The sequence below is a fragment of the Ralstonia pickettii genome, from assembly GCF_016466415.2.
Taxonomy (GTDB): Bacteria; Pseudomonadota; Gammaproteobacteria; order Burkholderiales; family Burkholderiaceae; genus Ralstonia; species Ralstonia pickettii.
In genome coordinates, this window is sequence record NZ_CP066772.2 from 370,280 (window position 1) to 390,243 (window position 19,964).

Consider the following 19,964-nt stretch of genomic DNA (forward strand, 5'->3'; position numbering starts at 1 on the left):
CAAACTCACCTCCGCATCAGAACCCGCCCGATTTGATCAACTGATTCAGCGCGCCAATGTTCAGGCTGCCCCAACCCGTTGGATAGTCCCAACCCTTGGCGGCGTTGTAACCGTAGCCCTGGTAGCCGTTGTTGCCCGAGACCACGTCATAGCGCAGCAGCGACGCGTTGGCTGGAATAGCGCTGTACAGGCGCGCCGCAGGAAAGCCCAGGTTGCCGTTCGCCGCCAGCAACCGTGCCCAGAAGCCGACAAAGATGGGCGATGCCAGGCTCGTGCCGCCAATCTGCTGCAGTTGCCCGTAGTTGTAGATGTAGGCACCCGTGCTTTGCGCCGCGTCAAACGACACATCGGGCAACAGCCGCGCATTCCCGCCCTGCCAGCTCGGTGCCGGCAGAATCTGGCTGATGCCGCCGCCCGTGGCCCACAGCTTGCCGTTGCCGTCGAGGCCTTCGTTCCACACGGTCTCGCTGGCGAAGCTCGATCCGCTGGTGTACAGCGTGGTGCCACCAATGGCCAGCACGTGCGGCGACGATGCCGGCCACGACACGCTGTAGTTGGCGCCGTCCGGATAGCCGCGGTTGTTGCACTCGTAGACGCCCTCGTCGCCGGAAGACACGGAGAACGTCTGCCCCTGCGCGGCGGCGGTGGTGAAGATGGCCTCCTCCGCATCGAGCGTGCCGTCGGCGCTGGCGTCGTTCTCGCACCAGCCGAGCGACACGTTGATGATCTTGGCGGTGTTGTCGGTCACCGCCTTGTTGAAGGCCTTGGTCAGGCCCGTGTTGCCCGGCGCGTTGAGGTCGGCCATGTAGAAAGCCAGCTTGCCGACCGCGCCGCCGGCCGCACCCACGATGGACTGGCTGTCGAGGTTCCACTCGCCTTGGCCTTCCTGGTCATCGGTGTAGTTGCCGCTGGTGCCGTTGGTCTTGATCGTGGTGGTGGACACCGCGGCGTAGCCGTTGTTGCTCGTGAACGTGCGCAGGTCACGCAGCGTTTGCGATACACCGCCGATGGTGATGACGCCCACCGTGGTGCCTGCCGCCGTCGGCACGCCGGTCGCGCCGTACAGCGCCGGGAATTCCTTCGGGTAGTGGCCCGTGGCGGTGCCGGCCGCCAGCGTGCGCGCTTCCGCCACATCGCCCACACGCAGCAGCGGACGCGCACGCGCCACGTCCTGCAGCCCCAGCACCGATCCGACGATGCCGCCCAGCGCGCGCGGCACCTGCGCCTTGCCGCTGTTCGCAAACCCGCTGCGGCCGGCCAGCTGGTAGTGCACCAGGGGCGTGTTGAAGGCCGCCTTGACCGTGCCGGCCGTACCGCGCGCAGATACCAGCAGCCGGTTGGGCGCAACGTCAATATCGATAAAACCGTTCTGGCGCAGATAGCGCACGACAGCGTCTACCTGCGCCTGCGTGGGCGCGTGGTCGGCCAGGAACTGCTCGCTGGTCAGGTACTTGCGATAGTGCGGACTGCGCGGGTCATTCACGTCGTGCGCGAGCGCCTTCAGCGTGGCCTCGTTGCGTAGCTTGAGGCTGATCAGTACATCGGCAGTCTGGCCGGGAGCGACCTCGTTGGTGGCACCGCGTGCCAGGAGTTGCGGGCCCGTCACGAAAGCCTTGGTGTGGGTGTCGACCCAATCGGTGGCGGCATGGAGCGGCCCGGCCGCAAGCACCAGCGGCCATGCATACGCCAGATGACGGCACAGGGTCGAGAAGCGCTGCACGGGGAGATCAGTACGGAGCATCGGATGTCCTTTTGAGGAGTACGACGTTGCAGAACCACGCCGCTTGTGACGACGTGGGCGTCGTTCACCGTAGCCAAGGCGCCCGCCTCCCAACAGTGCAAAAACAGTCAGTTGCACTTGGGGCGCGCTGCATCTAACAACCCCTCGCAGGGCGGTTGCGCACGGCTGCGCTTGCCTTTATCGTGATGCGGTCCGCCATTCGAACCCGCGCGCAGATGAGCGCCCAGCAAGCCACTTCCTCCGCCACCCCAGATTCATCGACCGACCTGCGCGAGCGCATTCGCGCGGCGCGCCCGTCGCTCTCTCCGGCCGAACGCCAGGTGGCCGACTGGGTGCTGCGCCAGCCCGGTACTGTGCTCAGCCTACCGGTGGCCGCCATCGCGCGCGAAGCCGGTGTCAGCCAGCCGACCGTGATCCGCTTCTGCCGCTCGATGGGCTGCCACGGCCTGTCGGATTTCAAGCTGCGGCTGGCGCAAGGCAACGTCGCCCGAGATACCGCACCGGCCCGCATCGTTGCCCCCTCGGGCATGCGCGTCCTGCAGAACGCCATCGATTCGCTCACCACGCTGCAGGGCCGCTTCGACCCGCACACGCTCGATGCGGCGGTGGCGCTGGTCGACAGCGCACATCGCATCGACCTATACGGCTTCGGCAGCTCGGGCGTGGTGGCGCTCGACGCGCAAACGAAATTCTTCCGCTACGGCATTCCCGCGAATGCGTATAGCGATCCGTATCTGGTGTCGATGTCGTTGAACGTGCTGCAGGCAGGGGACGTGGTGATCGCCATTTCCAAATCAGGCGCATTGCCCGAACTGCAGACGGCGGTGGAACGCGTGCGCGAATTGGGGGTGCGCGTGATTGCCGTCACGACGCCGGGCAGTCCGCTCGCGGCACTCGCCGATGTCGTGCTGCCCGCAGGCGTGGATGATGCCGTTGCCGACCGTTCGATGGTCGCGCGCCTGCTGCACCTGGCGCTGCTCGATGCGCTGGTGCTGGAAGTGGCGCTGCGCAAGGGCAGTGCACTCCAGCACGCGGATCAACCCGAGTAGCGCTGAAGCGGCGTCAGTGTCCCTGGGCCACGGCGTGGTCCATGGCAGCACAGAGGCCGATCAACCCCGGGTACGGTGAATGAATCACGTACACCGGCATCGACGCCACATAGGCCGAGAAGCGGCCCTTGTCTTCAAAGCGCCGCCGGAACGGTGAGTTGGCAAACGCCGGCCCCAGACGCGGCACGATGCCGCCGCCGATGTACACGCCGCCGCGCGCACCCAGCGTGACCGCCAGGTTGGCCGCGATGGTGCCGAGGAACGCGCAGAACGTATCGACGGCATAGCGGCAGCGTGCGTGGTCGCCGGCGTCGTCTTCCATCTCGCCGAGCGCGATGGCGGTGATGTCGGCGGCGCGGCGCAAGGTGGGGCCTTGCTGCCAGAGGTCGAAGCACGCACCCAGGGCCTCGTAGATCAGTTCCAGACCCATGCCGGAAATCAGCCGCTCGGCTGACACATGACCGAAGCGCTCACGTGCGAAGCGCCAGATCGCGGCTTCCTCGTCGTTCATCGGCGGAAAGGCGACATGACCGCCCTCGCCGGCCACGGCGATGTAGCGGCCTTCCGGCGTCGGCAGCAGCGATGCGACGCCCAACCCCGTGCCGGCGCCGAGCAGCGCACGCGGTGCATCGGCCAGGCTGGCACCCCCGCCCACCTGCTCCAGTTCGTCCGCAGGCAGATACGGCAACGCGTGCGCCAGCGCCGCGAAGTCGTTGAGCACGACGAAGGTGTCGAAGCCCAGCGACTGGCGCATCGCCTCGATCGAGAACGCCCAATCGCGATTGGTCATGCGGATCTGGTCGCCCAGCACCGGGTTGGCGATGCCGATCGCGGCATGGCGCACCCCAGCGGCTGCGATTTCCGGCGGCAACGATGCGAGGTACGCGCGCATGGCCGCTTCGAGCGACGGATAGTCGTCGCCAGCCAGCACGCCAATGTGGGCCAGGTGCATGGGCGCCATCTCGAGCGCAAAGCGCACGTTGGTGCCGCCCACATCGGCGACCAGCCGCGGGTAGGCCAGCGTGTCAGCCACGCTGCCCGCGTTCACCTCATGCAGTCCAATAGACATCGAGCGGCACCTCACGCTGATGAATGACGTAGCTCACCGGCAGCGCACGCTGTGCCCCGCCTCGCGCGGCCTCGTCGAACACGCCGCGCTTGACCGGCCCCGAGATCGACAGGAACAACCGCCGCGCCGCACACAGCGCAGACAGATTCAGGCTGATACGCCGATGCGGCGCAGCGCCCGGGCGCACCGGCAGATACGCCGGCGCCTGCGTGCGGTCGATGCCATTGTTCAATTCAGGCGCGTCGGGAAACAACGAGGCGGTATGCCCATCGTCGCCCATGCCGAGAATCACGACGTCGGGTTGCTGAAACGGATCATTGGCAGTCGCCACACATGCATCCACGTCAACCGATTCGCCATGCACATGCGGTGACAACACGAGAGGAAAGAAACGCGCCGCCGCCGCCGCATCCTGCAACAGGTGCTCGCGAACGAGGCGCGCGTTGCTGTCGGCATGCCCGGGCGGCACGGCACGCTCGTCGACCAGCGTGATCGACACATCGGCCCAGCGCAGCGGCAACACGCGCAGCGCGGCAAACAGCGCGATGGGCGAACGCCCGCCCGAGACGGCCAGGCACACGCTGCCCTGTTCCTCGATCACATGCGTGAGCGTGTTGGCAATGGACGCTGCCAACGCCTGCACCTGCCCGGCGGCGTCCGGAACTGCGTGCCAGCGCATTGCCATTACATCTCCTCGTGCCAGGCGGCGTTGTCGCGCGAGAGCAGCGCGCTCGACGCCGCCGGCCCCCAGCTGCCCGCGGTGTAGCCCTTGGGCGGCATGCGTGCTTCGTTCCACGCTTCAATGATCGGTTCGACCCAGCGCCAGGCTTCGGCCTGTTCATCGCGGCGCACGAACAGACCCAGCTTGCCGTTGACGGCGTCCATCAGCAGACGCTCATACGCGCCAGCATGGCGCACTCCGCCATGGTTGGTAAAGTCCAGGTCCAGCGTGGAGGGCTGCAAGCCCAGCGCCGCGCCCGGCGTCTTGGTCAGGAACTGCAGGCGGATGCTTTCTTCCGGCTGCAGACGGATGACGAGGCGATTCTCCGGAAACTGGATCAACGGCTTGGGAAACAACGCATGCGGCACGTCATGAAAGCGCACCACGATCTCCGCCAGCCGCTGCGGCATGCGCTTGCCGGTGCGCAGGTAGAACGGCACGCCAGCCCAGCGCCAGTTGGCAATCTCGGCCTTGATGGCGACAAACGTTTCGGTACGGCTGTCGGGCGGAATACCCTGCTCATGCAGATAGCCCTGCACCGGCTGCCCCGCGATGGCGCCTTCCTGGTACTGGCCGCGCACGGTCTTCTCGGGCACCTCTTGCAGCGGGATCGGCTTGAGCGCCTTGAGGATCTTCAGCTTTTCGTCGCGGATGGCATCTTGCGACAGGCTCGACGGCGGCTCCATGGCGACGATGCACAGCAGTTGCAGCAGGTGGTTCTGCACCATGTCGCGCAGCGCGCCGACGCCGTCGTAGAAATCGCCGCGCTTTTCCACGCCGAGCTGCTCGGCAATGGTGATCTGCACGTCCTTGATCCACTCGCGGCGCCACAGCGGCTCGAACAGCGCGTTGCCGAAGCGGATTGCCATCAGGTTCTGGACGGACTCTTTCCCGAGGTAGTGATCGATCCGGTAGATCTGGTCTTCGGCAAAGAACTCGGCCACGGCCGAGTTGATGCGCTCGTTCGACGCGAGATCAGTGCCCAGCGGCTTTTCCAGCACCAGCCGCACATTCGGCGTATTCAGCCCGACACGGGCAAGCTGCTTGCAGATATCGATGAAGAAGCCCGGCGCCGTGGCCAGATAGCAGACCGTGACCGGGGCGCGGTCCTCGCCCAGCGCGGCGGCCAGCGCGTCGAACTGCTCGGGTTTGCGGGCGTCCACCTGCTGATAAACGATGCGCTCGGCAAACGAGGCCCAGGCGTCGTCGGAGACGGGTGCGCCGGAATACAGGCGCATGGTCGGGCGCGTTTCGCGCTCCAGCAGGGCGAGGTAGCCGGCTGTCTCCAGCGGCTGCGTGCCGATGGCGAAGATCCGCCCGCGCGGGTGCAGTTCGCCGCCCTGATGCGCATCGAACAAGGCCGGAATCAGCTTGCGGCGGGCAAGATCGCCCGTACCGCCGAACAACACCATGTCGAATGCGGGCACCGACATCGTCATCTCCTGTGTGTGAGCCATCGATTAGGCTAGCCTAGCTGACTAGCAAGACACCACGTGTTTTTAGCGCATTTTGTAGTATTACTACATCGCAAGCAAGGCGTGTATGCAACTGCCCGAGCAAGCGCTTGCGGCCCGTCATTTCCGAATTCGCTTGGCTCTTGGCGCGCTTTGTGGCACGCAATTCGCGTGCGCGACGGTAGTGACAAGTTCGGTACCTGTGGAAAACCCTGTCCCACGACCGGCCCGTTTGTAGGAAAATTACAGGATTCGTCCCACCCGGACAGTCCCCACTTCCAGGAGAACCCGCATGGCCCTGCACCGCACTCTGGCCGCCGTCACCCAGCGCATCATCGACCGCAGCCGTGGCCCCCGCCAGGCCTATCTGGACGTCACCCGCAAGAACGCCGGCCGCAGGGTCGAGCGTACGCTGCTCTCGTGCACGAACCTCGCCCACGGTTTTGCGGCCATGCCGGGCGAAGCGAAGATCCGCCTGAAAGCGCTGGAGCGGCCGAACCTCGGCATTGTCTCGGCGTACAACGACATGCTGTCGGCACATCAGCCGCTGGAGGCGTTTCCGGCGTGGCTCAAGCAGGCGGCGCTGGACGCCGGCGGCACCGCGCAGTTTGCCGGCGGCGTGCCCGCCATGTGTGATGGCGTCACGCAGGGGCAGGACGGGATGGAGCTGTCGCTGTTCTCGCGCGACACGATTGCCCTGTCGACGGCCGTGGCGCTGTCGCACCAGATGTTCGACGCGGCGCTGTACCTGGGCGTGTGCGACAAGATCGTGCCGGGGCTGGTGATTGGCGCGCTGTCGTTCGGCCACCTGCCCGCCGTGTTCGTGCCGGCCGGCCCCATGACCACCGGCATCAGCAATGATGAAAAAGCCCGCACGCGGCAGCTTTATGCCGAGGGCAAGCTCTCGCGCGCCGATCTGCTCGAAGCCGAATCCAAGTCGTACCACGGCCCGGGCACGTGCACGTTCTACGGCACGGCCAATTCCAACCAGATGCTGATGGAGGTGATGGGCCTGCACCTGCCGGGCACCGCCTTCATCAACCCGAACACACCGCTGCGCGAGGCGCTCACGCGGGAATCGGCTCGCCAGGCGCTCAAGCTCGTCTTCAGCGGCGACCAATACACCCCCATTGCCGACGTGCTGGATGAGCGCGCCTTCGTCAACGGCATCGTCGGCCTGCTGGCCACCGGGGGCTCGACCAACCACACGCTGCACCTGGTTGCGATGGCCCGTGCGGCCGGCATCCTGCTCACGTGGGACGACTTCAACGATCTGTCGGGCGTGATTCCGCTGCTGGCGCGTGTCTACCCGAACGGCAAGGCCGACGTGAACGAATTCCAGGCCGCAGGCGGTCTGTCCATCGTGATTCGCGAACTGATCGACGCCGGCCTGCTGCACGACGACGTGACAACGATCATGGGCAAGGGCCTGCGCCGTCATGCGCAGGAGCCGTTCCTGGACGGTGAGAAACTCGTCTGGCGCGATGGCGCAGCTGCCTCGCTCGATACCAACATCGTGCGCGGCGTGGCCGAGCCGTTCTCGCCGGACGGCGGCCTGCGCGTGCTCGAAGGCAACATCGGACGCTCGGTGATCAAGGTGTCGGCGGTCAAGCCGGAGCATCGCTTTGTGGAAGCGCCGGCGCGCGTGTTCCTCGCCCAGGACGATCTGATCAACGCCTTCAAAGCCGGTGAACTCGAGCGCGATTTCGTGGCCGTGCTGCCGTATCAGGGCCCGGCCGCCAACGGCATGCCCGAGCTGCACAAGCTCACGCCGACGCTCTCGGTGCTGCAGGAGCGCGGTTTCAAGGTCGCGCTGGTGACGGACGGCCGCATGTCGGGCGCGTCGGGCAAGGTGCCGGCCGCCATCCACATCACCCCGGAAGCGCTCAACGGCGGGCCGCTCGCGCGTGTGCGCGATGGCGACATCGTCGTGCTGGATGCGGAAGCGGGCACGCTGCAAGTGCGCGTGCCGGAGGCGGAGTGGAATGTCCGCCAGGTCACCGCGCCGGATCTGTCGCACTACCACGCAGGCGTTGGGCGGGACCTGTTCTCGGGCTTCCGCCGCAATGTGTCGGCAGCGGAAGAAGGCGCCTGCACGTTGTTCGTCTCGGCGGGCGCATAAGCTGAAGCCAGACCGACCTCCCAGGCCCCGTACCTGGGCGGGTTGCGTCTACAGCATCGACTTGTCGATCGAGATGCCCAGCTCACCGGCCATCTGCTCGACAAGCGCCTGCAGCCTGGCCACCTTGTCGGCCAACTGCTTCTGCTCCGCTTTCAGCGCCTCGAACTCGGACGGCGCAATGGACTCGTCAACGCCGCCGCTCTGGCGGATGTCAGCTTGCGCAACTTCACCGCACAGCAAGTGCATCCAGCGGCTTTCACGCTCGCCCGGCATGCGCGGCAGCTTCACGACATAGGGCGGATCGTGCTCTGCCAGTTCATCCAGAAACGCCTCAACGGATGAAATGTCGGCAAAGGCGTGAAACCGCGCCGCGTTCAGTCGCAACTCGGCGGCGGTCTGCGGGCCGCGCAGCAGCAGCACGGTGAGCAACGCGACGGATTGGCTTGGCACACCCAGCACGCGGTTCATGTTGTGTTCGAACCGCGGCACACGGCTGCTGCTGCCTTCCATGACCAAGCTCAGCGTTTTCAGCCCGTCGATGGCCGTAAGGATTTCAGCTTCGGTGACGGACATGACCGGCGCGCGTGCAGTTTTCTGATTGCAGCCGGCCGCCAGCGCGTTGAGCGTGAGCGGATAAGTGTCGGGCACGGTGTGCTGTTTTTCGACCAGGACGCCGAGAACACGTCCTTCAAGCGCGGTCAGGGTACGGATGGCGCGACGCTGCACGGCATCGGAATTGATATTCATGGCGGGACGGCGACGGATACGCTTGGGTTGGGGCAACTTCGAACGCCAACATCATATCCGCCGCGCGCAGGCAAGCGGCCCTGCCTGCGCAACAACAACCGAAACTCAGCCCTTGGCGGGACCGCGCACCAGCAACACCGGCGTGGTTGCCTGACGGATGAACTTCTCAGCCACGCTACCCAACATTACATGGGCCAGCCCACGGCGGCCGTGCGTGCCGATCACCACCACATCGGCGCCGCTGCGCACCGCTTCGGCCTGCAGGGCACCCGCCACATCCTCGCCAACACTTTGGGTTTCCACCAGCACCGTTTCCTGCTGCAAGCCTGCGGAGGTGAGCGTCGCGGCGGTGTCGGCGAGCAACGCCGTGCCGGCTTCGATGAACGACTTGCGCAGCTCCGTCGGGTCGTAATAGCCGACGTCGAACAGCATGGCCGGGCTGTCGACGATATAGACGGCGCGAACGGTGCTCTGGAATGCCTTGGCCAGGCGCACGGCCTCGGCCAGGGCCAGCTTGCTGGTTTCGCTGCCATCAACGGCGACCAGAATCTTCTTGTACATGGTTCAAGCCTCTCAGGGGAGTGGTTGTCGGAATACTGTGCCGGGGCAGCAACATGGCCTCCCACGCATTATTCTGTGACATCCACGGCCCTTTTGCGTTGCGCCAGATCAGATGGCCGCAACCATGCGACGCAACAATGCACCGCCATCCGCCCGCCCCTACGCCTGAGTTGATTGCCGCTTACCGCAGCGCGCGGTACCGCGTCAGCACGCCGGAAGGCGATGTCCTGCTGCGCGTCGACGCCATCAACCCATGCGTGGCGGCCTTGCTCACGCAAGCCGACTCACCGTGGGCCGTCTTCGTGACGGCGCATCAGCCTTTCTCCCGCGCGGTATCTGCCGATGAAAACGCTGCGCGGCAGGCCGAGCTGCTTGCCTGGGCCATCGCGCGCGGCATGGCATGGCTGCCTGGCGAAGGCGGCCCGCCGGGGGATGCGCCTTCGAACACGTGGCCGCCCGAGCCGAGCCTGCTGCTGTTCATCGAAGACGAGGCCATCGCCGACACGCTGATGCTCACGTTCGAGCAGAACGCCGTCGTGCTGTGTGATGCGCATGGATTTTGTACCTTGCGTTGGCACCCGTATCTGCCAGACTGATTCTGCACAGGGCACTTGGCGCACAGCGCTTTGCGGCACCGCAAGTGGCGCTTCCGATTCCTAAGTGCTTGCGTAGATACATCAGCAGGAGGTTTGTATGGAACTGCATATGCAATCGCATCATTGGGAGCGCCGCATGCCAGACTGGCTCGCCGCCAGCGTGGCAGGCCTCGTGGGCGGGGCACTGGTCATCGTGCTCGAGTTCTTCTGGTCGACCATGGTGCTCAATGAAAGCCCCTGGCGCCCGACCCACAAGATCGCCGCCATGATCATGGGCCGCGGCGCACTGGAAGAGATGTCCCTGTTCAGCTTCAGCATTGTGGGGACGGCGCTCGTGCTGCACTTCGTGCTGGGCGCCCTCATGGGCATGATCCTGGGGGCCATCATCGCGCCGTTCCACTTCGATTCGAGCCCCGGCATGCTCGCGGCCGTCGGCGTGGTCTTCGGGATCGTGGCGTACGTGGTCAACTTCTACGGCATGACGGCCGTGTTCCCGTGGTTTGTGTCGGAGCGCGGCTCGGGGCCATTGCTTGCCAACCTGCTGTTTGGCGTCGTGACGGCGATCACGTACGGCATGCTGGAGCGGCGCATGCCCGAACCGATGCACTGACACCCCCACCTTTTTCCTGCGGCGCCGCAAGCTGAGCGGCGCCTTCAGGAGGCGGCCGCCTCGGGCAACGCATGCCGGAGGCGGCCGTTTTACATTGCGGCGCAGCACACAGATGCCGCGTCGGCCCGATCCATACGCGGGGTGCGCCTCGTCCTTACGTTGCCTTGCACGATCCGGGTGCGCGACCTAGCCTGTCTTTAGCGTGTTGAGGAAGTCCCTCGCCGGGAGGTGCCCATGGCCCTTGCGATTGCGCTCGTGCTGATCGTCGTGCTGGCGGTGGGGTTTCACTTTGCCAGCCCCTGGTGGATCACCCCAATCGCCTCCAACTGGGTGCGCATGGACGACACGCTGACGATCACCATCGTCATCACCGGTGTGCTGTTTGTCGCCATCAACCTCTTCGTCGTCGCGGCGCTGCTGCGCTATCGCCATCGCGACGGCCAGCGCAACCAGCGGGCCGCCTACGAGCCGCACAACAAGCGCCTGGAATGGTGGCTGATCGGCATTACCAGCGTGGGTGTGGCGGCGCTGCTTGCGCCGGGCCTGTTCGTCTATGCCGATTACGTACGGCCGCCACCGAACGCCTTGCAGATGGAAGTGCTCGGCCAGCAGTGGCAATGGCGCTTCCGCTTTGCCGGCCCCGGCGGCAAGCTCGGCACGACCGACGTGCGCTACATGAGCAACGACAACCCGTTCGGCATGAACCCGGCCGACCCGAACGGACGCGACAACGTCCTGATCGAAACGCCCGAGTTGCACCTGCCGATCAATCGCCCGATCCAGGTACTGGCGCGCTCGCGCGATGTGCTGCATGACTTTTACGTGCCGCCGTTCCGTGCGCGCATGAATATGGTGCCGGGCATGATCACTACGTTCTGGTTCACCCCCACCAAGGCAGGGCGTTACGACATCCTGTGCGCGCAACTCTGCGGCATCGGGCACTCCAACATGCGCGGTGTGGTGGTCGTGGAAGACGAGGCATCGTTCGCACGTTGGCTCGCACAACAGACCACTTTCGAGCAGCGTCAGAAAGCCAAGGGGCAGGCCGCCGCCCCTGCTGCGGGCGGACGCGCGCAGGCGTTGGCAGAGCAAGGCCAGACGCTCGCCCAGGCCAAGGGCTGCGTTGCCTGCCACAGCATCGACGGCAGCCAGCGCGTCGGCCCCACGTGGAAAGGGCTCTACGGCAAGACCGAAACCATGGCCGACGGCAGCACCGCGCACGTCGACGAGGCGTACCTGCGCGCGTTCATCCGTGACCCGAAGGCGCGGGTGGTGAAGGGCTTCGCGCCGATCATGCCGCCGTTCGATCTGAGCGAGCAGGAGCTGTCGGCGCTGGTTGCATACATCGAAGCGCAAGGTGGCGATGCCGCATCGACCACGGCGAAACCGTAGCGAGGAGACGCCATGTCTTACGCACACCCCGACCCCGCGTCCCCCGGCCACGATCTCGCACCGCAAAGCTTCTGGACGCGCTACGTCTGGAGCCAGGACCACAAGGTCATCGCGGTGCAGTATTCGCTCACGGCCATCGCCATCGGGCTGGTGGGGCTCGTGCTGTCGAACCTGATGCGGCTGCAGCTGGGCTTTCCGGGCAAGTTCGACTTTATCGACGCCAACCACTACTACCAGTTCGTCACCATGCACGGAATGATCATGGTGATCTACCTGCTCACGGCGCTGTTCCTTGGCGGCTTCGGCAACTACCTGATCCCGCTGATGCTGGGCGCGCGCGACATGGTGTTTCCGTTTCTGAACATGCTCAGCTATTGGGTGTATCTGCTGGCCGTGCTGGTGCTGGTAGCGAGCTTTTTCGTGCCGGGCGGGCCTACCGGTGCGGGTTGGACGTTGTATCCGCCGCAGGCGATCCTGCCGGGCACGCCGGGCACCGAATGGGGCATCGTGCTGATGCTGGTGTCGCTCGCGATCTTCATCGTGGCGGCCACCATGGGCGGGCTCAACTACGTGACCACCACGCTGCAGGCGCGAACGCGCGGCATGACGCTCATGCGCATGCCGCTCACGGTATGGGGCATCTTTACGGCGACCGTGCTGGCGCTGCTGGCGTTTCCCGCGCTGTTTGTGTCGGCCATCATGATGCTGCTCGACAAGACGCTGGGCACCAGCTTCTTCATGCCGGCGGTGGTGTCGATGGGGCAGCAGCTGAACCACAGCGGCGGCAGCCCGCTGCTGTTCCAGCACCTGTTCTGGTTCTTCGGACACCCCGAGGTGTACATCGTCGCGCTGCCCGCCTTCGGCATCGTGTCGGACCTCATCAGCACGCACGCGCGCAAGAATATCTTCGGCTACCGGATGATGGTGTGGGCCATCCTCATCATCGGTGTGCTGTCGTTCGTCGTCTGGGCGCACCACATGTTCGTGGCGGGCATGAACCCGTACTTCGGGTTCTTCTTTGCCACCACCACGCTCATCATCGCCATCCCGACCGCGCTCAAGGTCTACAACTGGGTGCTGACGCTGTGGCGGGGCGACATCCACCTGACCGTACCGATGCTGTTTGCCATCGGCTTCATCAGCACGTTCGTGATCGGCGGGTTGACGGGGCTGTTCCTCGGCAACGTCAGCGTCGACATTCCGCTTTCCAACACGTACTTCGTGGTCGCGCACTTCCATATGGTGATGGGCGTCTCACCGATCCTCGTGGTGTTCGGCGGGCTCTACCACTGGTATCCCAAGGTGACGGGCCGCATGCTGAACGACACGCTGGGGCGCGCGCATTTCTGGATCACCTTCATCGGCACGTACCTGATCTACTTCCCGATGCATTACCTGGGTGTGCTCGGCATGCCCCGCCGGTACTACGCGTATGAGGGTTACAGCTTCATCCCGCCGTCCGCGCAGACGCTGAACACGTTCATCACCGTCATCGCCATCATCGTAGGGCTGGCGCAGCTGCTGTTCCTCTTCAACCTGGCGTGGAGCCTCGTGCGCGGCAGGAAGGCCGAGGCCAACCCGTGGCGGGCGACCACGCTCGAATGGCAGACGCCGCAGACACCGCCCGTGCACGGCAACTGGGGGCCGACGCTGCCGGTGGTCTACCGGTGGGCATACGAATACAGCCCGCCCGGCCGTGCGGATGACTTCGTGCCGCAGAACGAACCGCCCACCGGCGCCCCCGACATGGGAGCGGAAACGGAAGCGGCGCCGGCAACCTCCATCCTCCCCGCCAGCGGGGTGCGCACATGACGACCCTGCCCCGCCACTTCGCACCCAATGCGTCGCCCGCATTGCCCCACGCGGGGCGCATTGGCCTGCGCGTCTTCATGGCCGTGGTGACGGCGCTGTTCTCGTTGCTGATCCTCGCCTATGCCATGCGGATGCGCGAGCCGGACTGGATGCCGGTTCCGCACCCGGTTCTGCTGTGGTGGAACACCGGCGTGCTGGCGTTGGCCAGCGCCGCCATGGAACTGGCACGGCGCGCGCGCGCGCACCTCACAATCTGGCTGCTAGCGGGTGGCGCGCTTGCCGCACTGTTCGTCTTCGGCCAATGGGCAGCGTGGCAGCAACTGTCGGCCACCGGGCAAGGCGTGGCGGTCAACCCGTCCAACAGCTTTTTGTATGTGTTCACCGGCCTGCATGCGGCGCATGTCATCGGTGGCCTCGTCGTCTGGGCGGTGACGGTGGCACGCGTGCGCAAGCATGCCGATCGCACCCGGCGTGCCATTGACCTCTGCGCGACGTACTGGCACTTCCTGCTGGCCGTGTGGCTCGTGCTGCTGGCCGCGATGTGGTGGATCACGCCCGCCTTCGTCAGCGCCATCTGCGGGCCGTTGTACGGAGCCACGCCATGAGCAACCCCACGCTTCCCACCGACTCAACCCACGCCTTGCCCGAGGGCTGGCCCGGCATCGTCAACGATTGGTCGGGCGACCGCGAAACCTTCAAGGTGCCGTGGGGCAAGGCCATGATGTGGATCTTCCTGCTGTCGGACACCTTCGTCTTCAGCAGTTTCCTGATCGGCTACATGACGGTGCGCATGTCGACCACGGTGCCGTGGCCCGATACGGCCGAAGTGTTCGGCATGAAGATCGGGGGCGTGGAGGTGCCGTTGCTGCTGATCGCCATCATGACCTTCGTGCTCATCAGCAGCAGCGGCACCATGGCCATGGCCGTCAACTTCGGATACCGGCGCAATGCAAAGCGTGCCGCCGCGCTCATGCTGGCCACGGCATTGCTGGGGGTCTGCTTCGTCAGCTTGCAGGCGTTCGAATGGACCAAGCTGATCGTGCTCGAAGGCGTGCGCCCCTGGGGCAACCCCCTGGGTGCAGCTCAGTTTGGCGCGTGCTTCTTCATGATCACCGGGTTCCACGGCTTTCACGTGACTTGCGGCGTGATCTACCTGCTGCTGGTCGCACGCAAGATCCGGCAACCGGGCTTTGCCGAGCACGGCAACTTCCAGATCGTGGAGATCGCGGGCCTCTACTGGCACTTCGTCGATCTCGTCTGGGTGTTCATCTTCGCGTTGTTCTACCTGTGGTGAGGCAGCCATGAACCACACCGACCCATCGCCCACACCCGTAGCACCAGACAGCCACGGCCAGCAGCACAGCATCAGCGTCTACCTGAAAATCTGGGGCCTGCTGTTCGTGCTCAGCACGCTGTCGTACCTGGTCGATTACTTTCGCGTGGAAGGCCTCACACGCTGGGTGCTGATCGTCGTGCTGATGATCGCCAAGGCGGGGCTGATCGTCTCTGTGTTCATGCACATGATGTGGGAGCGGTTGGCACTGGTGTACGCCATTCTCATGCCGCCGCTCGCGTTGCTGGTGCTGATGGTATTGATGGCCGCGGAAGCGCATCACACCTTTGGGATGCGCGCCCTCTTCTTCCATTGAGCGCCGTTCAGCGCGCCGTCAAGCAACGGCCGTCGCATCCAGCGCCTGCGTGAAATCCGCCACCAGATCGGCCTCATCCTCAATGCCGACCGACACGCGCACAAGCGAATCGGCAATGCCCATCGACGCGCGGCGCTCGGCACCCATTTCCCAGTAGATGGTGGGGGCGACCGGAATCACCAGCGTGCGCGTGTCGCCCAGGTGCGTGGCGCGCACGGCGTAGCGCAGGTGGTCGAGCATGTCGACGTAGTCGGCGCCGTCAACCAGTTCGAAGCTCAGCAGGCCGCCGTAGTGGCGGAACAGCTCCGTGGCGCGGGCGTGCTGGGGGTGCTGCGGCAGGCCGGGGTAGTAAACACGTGCCACCTTCGGTTGCGCGGCCAGCGTGCGGGCCAGCGCCAGCGCATTGCTGCAGGTGCGGTCAACGCGCAAGGCCATCGTCTCGGCACCCACGGCAATGCGATGCGCGGCATCGGCAATCAACGTCGCACCCTGGTCGCGCAGGCCCTTCTTGCGGATCTGCTGGATGCCCTGCATTTCCGGCTTGGCCTTGCGGTAGGCCGGATAGATGTTCGGGTAGGCCGCCCAGTCGAACAGGCCCGTATCCACCACCGCGCCGCCCAGCGCGTTACCGTGCCCGCCGATGTACTTGGACAGCGAATGCACAACCAGGCTGGCCTGCGCATCGCGCGCGCGGAACAGCCACGGCGAGGTCATCGTGCTGTCGACCACGTAGATCAGGCCGCGTGCCTTGCATACGTCGCCAATGCCCTTCAGATCCGCCACTTGCGTGCGGGGGTTGGCAATGGTTTCCACAAAGACGAGGCGCGTATTCGGCTGCACCGCGTCGGCCACCGCCTGGGCCGACGTGGCATCGACGAACGTCACCTCCACCCCCAGGTTGCGCAGCGTTTCGAACACGCTGTTGGTATTGCCGAACAGGAAGGCGCTGGAGACCACGTGGTCCCCCGCGCGCAGCATGGTCGAGAACACCGCCATGATGGCTGCCATGCCGGTGGCGAAGCACGCGGTGGCCACACCGGCTTCCATCATCGTGATCTTGGCTTCGAGTGCGGCCGTGGTCGGGTTGCCCTGGCGCGCGTAGGTGTAGCCGGGCTTGCCCTGGAACACGTCGATCAGCTCGCGCGTATCGGTATAGCCGTACGTGGTGGACGTGTGCAGCGGCTTGTGGATGGCGTAGTGCTCGACGCCGGCTTCGCGGTCGGCGTGCAGGAGGGCGGTGGTCAGTCCGGTCATGGCAGGGGCAACAGAAAGGCGGGAAAGCGCGGGAAACAGCAGGAAAGTCTCGCATTATCGCGCGATTTCCGGCCTGCCAGCGCGTTACGCCCCCCGCACCGCCAGCACGAAGAACAGCAGCGTGCTGGCGCACATGCACAGCGTCGCCACCCAGGCCGTGCCATGCAGCAGCCGCGAACTGCAAAACGGCCCCATCACCGCCTTGCGGCGCGACATCAACTGCAGCATCACCATGACGGGTGTGGCCGCTACACCATTGAGCACGGCGGCCCAATACAGCAACTTGAAGGGCTCAATGGGCAGGAACACCATCACCATGGCCGCCACCATCACGAGCGCCAGGAAGAGGTAGAACTTGGGCGCGTGATGCACCTTGGCTTCCAGGCTGCTATGCCACTTGAAGGCCTCCGCTGCGGCATAGGCGGCGGAGCCTGCGAGCACCGGCACCGCCAGCAGCCCCGTGCCGATCACCCCCACCGCAAACAACATCTGCGCAAAGCGGCCGGCCACCGGCTTGAGCGCTTCGGCGGCCTGCGCACAGGTTTCGATTTGCGTGATGCCGTGCGTGTGCAGCGCATAGGCGGCCGTCAGCATGATGCAGAAGGCGATGAGCGCCGACACCGCCATCCCGACCGTGGTGTCGATGCGAATGCGTGCGAGCTGGTCCTTCGCCTGCCACGGCGCTTTCTTGAGGGGCGCTTCGTCTTCGGCCAGCCGTGTTTCTTCGACCTCGCCCGCGGCTTGCCAGACAAACAGATACGGGCTGATGGTGGTGCCGAACACCGCGATAAGCGTCATTGCGTAGTCCTTGGACCACCGCATCCGCGGCACCACGGTGTCGTGCAGTGCACGCGCCCAGTCGACCTGCACGACAAACGCCGTGGCAACGTACGCGAGCAGCGACAACGCAATCCATTGCAGATAGCGCGCATACCGCCGATACGGCATCCAGATTTGCAGCACGAGCGTCAGCACCGCAAAGAAGCATGCATACCACGCCGTGGCTCCGCCCACGAGCAGCCGCACGCTGTCGCCCATGGCCGCAATGTCCGCTCCGACGTTGATGACGTTGGCCACCGTCACCAGCGCCACGAACGCATACGCCAGCCACGGCGAGTGGTGCCGCCGGATGTTGGCCACCACGCCCTGGCCGGACACCCGTCCCAGACGCGCGCTGACGAGCTGGATCGAAATCATCAGGGGCAGCGTGAGCAGCAGTGTCCACAGCATGCTAGTGCCCACCTGCGCGCCAGCCTGTGCATACGTGGCGATGCCGCTCGGGTCGTCATCCGCCGCACCGGTGATGAAGCCGGGCCCCAGCCGGCGGTACCACGGGGTGTCGTTTGCCGCGGGCACGCTGGGCTTAGCTGCGGTTTTCGGTGGGCGGCGCCTCGGGCGTCTGCTCGCCGGGGTCGTGCAGCTTGTCGCGTGTGATGCCTGGCGGCACCTCGCCCTGGCGTATGCGGCGCAGCGTGTCGTGCCGGCTTTGCGGCTTGGGTGCCGTGCTGCCGGTGCGGCCCGCTTCCGCATTGGCCGGCCGGTCGCCTGGCTTGCGGTGCGACTCGGCCTGTTCCCAATCGGCCTGACGCTGTTCGGCGTCCCGGTTTTCCTTCTGTTGCTTGTCTCGCATGGTTCGCTCCGGTGTGGTGTGCAGGTTTGAGAACTCAGCGGCGCTTGCGGATCAAGCTGACCTGTCCGTTGCGCTCCAGAATGGCGGCCTCTACATCGTCCAGCGTGCGCGCACCCAAGGTCTGGCGCACGCTCTCCTGCACATCGCCCACGGTGATGAGTGCCGCATCCATCTCGCCCTGGTTGAACCGGCCTTCGCGATAGACCTCGCGTTGGCGGCCCGCGATGAACCGCTCGAGCTGGGGCAGCCGCACGCACGCCCACCCCAGCAGACGGTGCACGGCCACCAGCGCGAGCGACGCCGATATCGTTGCTACAAACGGCGACGCGCCGACAATCGCGCGGCTCAGCGTCGCCCCGAGCAACACGGCGACCACAAAGTCGAACGGTGCACGCTGCCCGAACGAGCGTCGGCCCGACAGGCGCACCAGCGCCAGCCCGATGGCGAACACCACCACCGCACGCATCGCGGTTTGCAGCAGGTTGAGATCCTTGCCTTCGCCAAAGAGGAACAGCAGCGTATCCATTGCGCCTCCCGTGGTGGATATGAAGTCTTTTCGACCACCAGAGCAAGCCGCGTGCCGCCCGGTATGCGCTCGAGAGTCGCCACTCAAGTCACACGCGCGCCCAATGGCATGCCGCATGCTGCAAGCCGGTGTATCCACACCGTCATAGCGAGCCCGCCATGCCCGACCAGCCCCAACAGCAACCGCCCCAACACCAGGACCGCCAGCCCGGCACCGAAGCCAACATGACGCCACGCCCGCAATCCGAGATGGCCAATTACGTGGGCAGCGGCAAGCTCACCGACAAAGTGGCCATCGTCACCGGGGGCGACAGCGGCATCGGCCGCGCGGTCGCCATCGGCTTTGCCAAGGAAGGCGCCGATGTGCTGATCGCGTACCTGGACGAACACGACGACGCCAACCAGACCTGCCGCCTCGTCCGCGCGACGGGCCGCCGCTGCGAGGCCATTGCCGGCGACCTGGGCGACGAGGCGCATGCCCGTGCGGTCATCACGCAGGCGGTGGCCACCTTCGGCAAGATCGACATCGTGGTAAGCAACGCGGCGGAACAGCACCCGCAGCAAAGCCTGGCCGACATCGATGCGGCACAGTTGGAACGTACATTCCGCACGAACGTTTTTGCGATGTTCTATTTGATCCGCGCCGCGCTGCCGCACCTGCATGAAGGCGCCCGCATCATCACGACCACGTCGGTCACCGCGTTTCGCGGCAGCGGCCATCTGGTGGACTACGCCGCCACCAAGGGCGCGATCGTGGCGTTCACGCGTTCACTGGCGCAGCAGCTCGCGGACAAGAGCATCCTGGTGAACGCGGTGGCACCGGGGCCGATCTGGACACCGTTGATCCCGTCCACGTTCGATGCGGAGCACGTCGCAAAATTCGGCAGCAAGGAGCCACTGGGCCGCGCGGGCCAGCCCGATGAAGTGGCGCCTTGCTACATCTTTCTTGCATCTGCCGATGCAAGTTACATGACGGGCCAGACGCTGCATCCGAATGGGGGGGAGATCGTCAATGGGTGACTGAGCGCTTGC

20 protein-coding genes are annotated in these 19,964 nt (G+C 65.5%); 10 read left to right on the forward strand and 10 right to left on the reverse strand.

Annotation, left to right across the window (positions count from 1 at the left end; genetic code table 11):
- Positions 1–16: 16 nt before the first annotated feature.
- Positions 17–1,741 (reverse strand): S53 family peptidase, encoded by a 1,725-nt coding sequence (locus RP6297_RS17925; protein WP_009240099.1) that lies wholly within the window; start codon positions 1,739–1,741, stop codon positions 17–19.
- 215 nt (positions 1,742–1,956) lie between these two features.
- Here RP6297_RS17925 and RP6297_RS17930 point away from each other — a divergent pair, with 215 nt between their 5' ends.
- Positions 1,957–2,790 carry a MurR/RpiR family transcriptional regulator gene (locus tag RP6297_RS17930; RefSeq protein WP_009240100.1) on the forward strand — a complete coding sequence of 278 codons (834 nt, stop codon included), beginning with the start codon at positions 1,957–1,959 and terminating at the stop codon, positions 2,788–2,790.
- Between the two features lie 13 nt (positions 2,791–2,803).
- Here RP6297_RS17930 and RP6297_RS17935 read toward each other — a convergent pair whose 3' ends face one another.
- Genes RP6297_RS17935 through zwf form a run of 3 tightly spaced genes read right to left on the reverse strand, consistent with a single transcriptional unit; the run spans position 2,804 to position 6,013 of the window.
- The gene (locus RP6297_RS17935; RefSeq protein ID WP_009240101.1) at positions 2,804–3,859 is read right to left on the reverse strand and encodes a glucokinase; all 1,056 of its coding nucleotides are present in this window, start codon (positions 3,857–3,859) and stop codon (positions 2,804–2,806) included.
- A complete protein-coding gene (pgl, locus tag RP6297_RS17940) occupies positions 3,840–4,544 on the reverse strand; it encodes a 6-phosphogluconolactonase (RefSeq protein ID WP_009240102.1) in 705 nt (234 codons plus the stop codon). The genes RP6297_RS17935 and pgl overlap by 20 nt, the downstream gene beginning before the upstream one ends.
- Entirely contained in the window at positions 4,544–6,013 is a 1,470-nt protein-coding gene (gene zwf, locus RP6297_RS17945; RefSeq protein WP_009240103.1) for a glucose-6-phosphate dehydrogenase, read from the reverse strand. Before zwf ends, pgl begins: the two co-directional genes overlap by 1 nt.
- Before the next feature lie 313 nt (positions 6,014–6,326).
- On the opposite strand from zwf, the gene edd reads away from it, so the two are divergent.
- Positions 6,327–8,156, forward strand: a complete 1,830-nt coding sequence (gene edd, locus RP6297_RS17950; protein ID WP_009240104.1) for a phosphogluconate dehydratase — start codon at positions 6,327–6,329, stop codon at positions 8,154–8,156.
- Positions 8,157–8,204: 48 nt separating this feature from the next.
- On the opposite strand, the gene RP6297_RS17955 is transcribed toward edd, so the two are convergent.
- Positions 8,205–8,903, reverse strand: coding sequence for a YceH family protein (locus tag RP6297_RS17955; RefSeq protein WP_009240105.1), 699 nt, complete (start codon positions 8,901–8,903; stop codon positions 8,205–8,207).
- A 105-nt stretch (positions 8,904–9,008) separates the two neighbouring features.
- Entirely contained in the window at positions 9,009–9,464 is a 456-nt protein-coding gene (locus tag RP6297_RS17960; protein WP_009240106.1) for a universal stress protein, read from the reverse strand.
- Between the two features lie 137 nt (positions 9,465–9,601).
- On the opposite strand from RP6297_RS17960, the gene RP6297_RS17965 reads away from it, so the two are divergent.
- The 7 genes from RP6297_RS17965 (at position 9,602) to RP6297_RS17995 (ending at position 15,523) form a co-directional block, all read left to right on the forward strand.
- Entirely contained in the window at positions 9,602–10,060 is a 459-nt protein-coding gene (locus RP6297_RS17965; RefSeq protein WP_009240107.1) for a DUF3293 domain-containing protein, read from the forward strand.
- A 97-nt stretch (positions 10,061–10,157) separates the two neighbouring features.
- Positions 10,158–10,670, forward strand: a complete 513-nt coding sequence (locus RP6297_RS17970) for a hypothetical protein (RefSeq protein ID WP_009240108.1) — start codon at positions 10,158–10,160, stop codon at positions 10,668–10,670.
- A gap of 234 nt (positions 10,671–10,904) precedes the next feature.
- Entirely contained in the window at positions 10,905–12,062 is a 1,158-nt protein-coding gene (locus tag RP6297_RS17975; protein WP_009240109.1) for a cytochrome c oxidase subunit II, read from the forward strand.
- 12 nt (positions 12,063–12,074) lie between these two features.
- On the forward strand, positions 12,075–13,874 hold the full coding sequence (gene ctaD, locus RP6297_RS17980; protein ID WP_009240110.1) for a cytochrome c oxidase subunit I: 1,800 nt from the start codon (positions 12,075–12,077) through the stop codon (positions 13,872–13,874).
- Positions 13,871–14,479 carry a cytochrome c oxidase subunit 3 gene (locus RP6297_RS17985; protein WP_009240111.1) on the forward strand — a complete coding sequence of 203 codons (609 nt, stop codon included), beginning with the start codon at positions 13,871–13,873 and terminating at the stop codon, positions 14,477–14,479. Before ctaD ends, RP6297_RS17985 begins: the two co-directional genes overlap by 4 nt.
- Positions 14,476–15,168 (forward strand): heme-copper oxidase subunit III family protein, encoded by a 693-nt coding sequence (locus RP6297_RS17990; protein ID WP_009240112.1) that lies wholly within the window; start codon positions 14,476–14,478, stop codon positions 15,166–15,168. The genes RP6297_RS17985 and RP6297_RS17990 overlap by 4 nt, the downstream gene beginning before the upstream one ends.
- A gap of 7 nt (positions 15,169–15,175) precedes the next feature.
- Positions 15,176–15,523 (forward strand): cytochrome C oxidase subunit IV family protein, encoded by a 348-nt coding sequence (locus tag RP6297_RS17995; RefSeq protein WP_009240113.1) that lies wholly within the window; start codon positions 15,176–15,178, stop codon positions 15,521–15,523.
- A gap of 18 nt (positions 15,524–15,541) precedes the next feature.
- Here the strand turns inward: RP6297_RS17995 and RP6297_RS18000 are convergent, their stop codons facing one another.
- The 4 genes from RP6297_RS18000 to RP6297_RS18015 form a co-directional block, all read right to left on the reverse strand.
- A complete protein-coding gene (locus tag RP6297_RS18000; protein WP_009240114.1) occupies positions 15,542–16,777 on the reverse strand; it encodes a cystathionine gamma-synthase family protein in 1,236 nt (411 codons plus the stop codon).
- An 84-nt stretch (positions 16,778–16,861) separates the two neighbouring features.
- The gene (locus RP6297_RS18005) at positions 16,862–18,133 is read right to left on the reverse strand and encodes an Nramp family divalent metal transporter (protein WP_009240115.1); all 1,272 of its coding nucleotides are present in this window, start codon (positions 18,131–18,133) and stop codon (positions 16,862–16,864) included.
- A gap of 7 nt (positions 18,134–18,140) precedes the next feature.
- On the reverse strand, positions 18,141–18,407 hold the full coding sequence (locus RP6297_RS18010; protein ID WP_009240116.1) for a hypothetical protein: 267 nt from the start codon (positions 18,405–18,407) through the stop codon (positions 18,141–18,143).
- A 34-nt stretch (positions 18,408–18,441) separates the two neighbouring features.
- Positions 18,442–18,933, reverse strand: coding sequence for a DUF421 domain-containing protein (locus RP6297_RS18015; protein WP_009240117.1), 492 nt, complete (start codon positions 18,931–18,933; stop codon positions 18,442–18,444).
- A 158-nt stretch (positions 18,934–19,091) separates the two neighbouring features.
- On the opposite strand from RP6297_RS18015, the gene RP6297_RS18020 reads away from it, so the two are divergent.
- Positions 19,092–19,952: an SDR family oxidoreductase gene (locus tag RP6297_RS18020; protein ID WP_009240118.1), complete on the forward strand. Its 861-nt coding sequence runs from the start codon at positions 19,092–19,094 to the stop codon at positions 19,950–19,952.
- Positions 19,953–19,964: the final 12 nt, after the last annotated feature.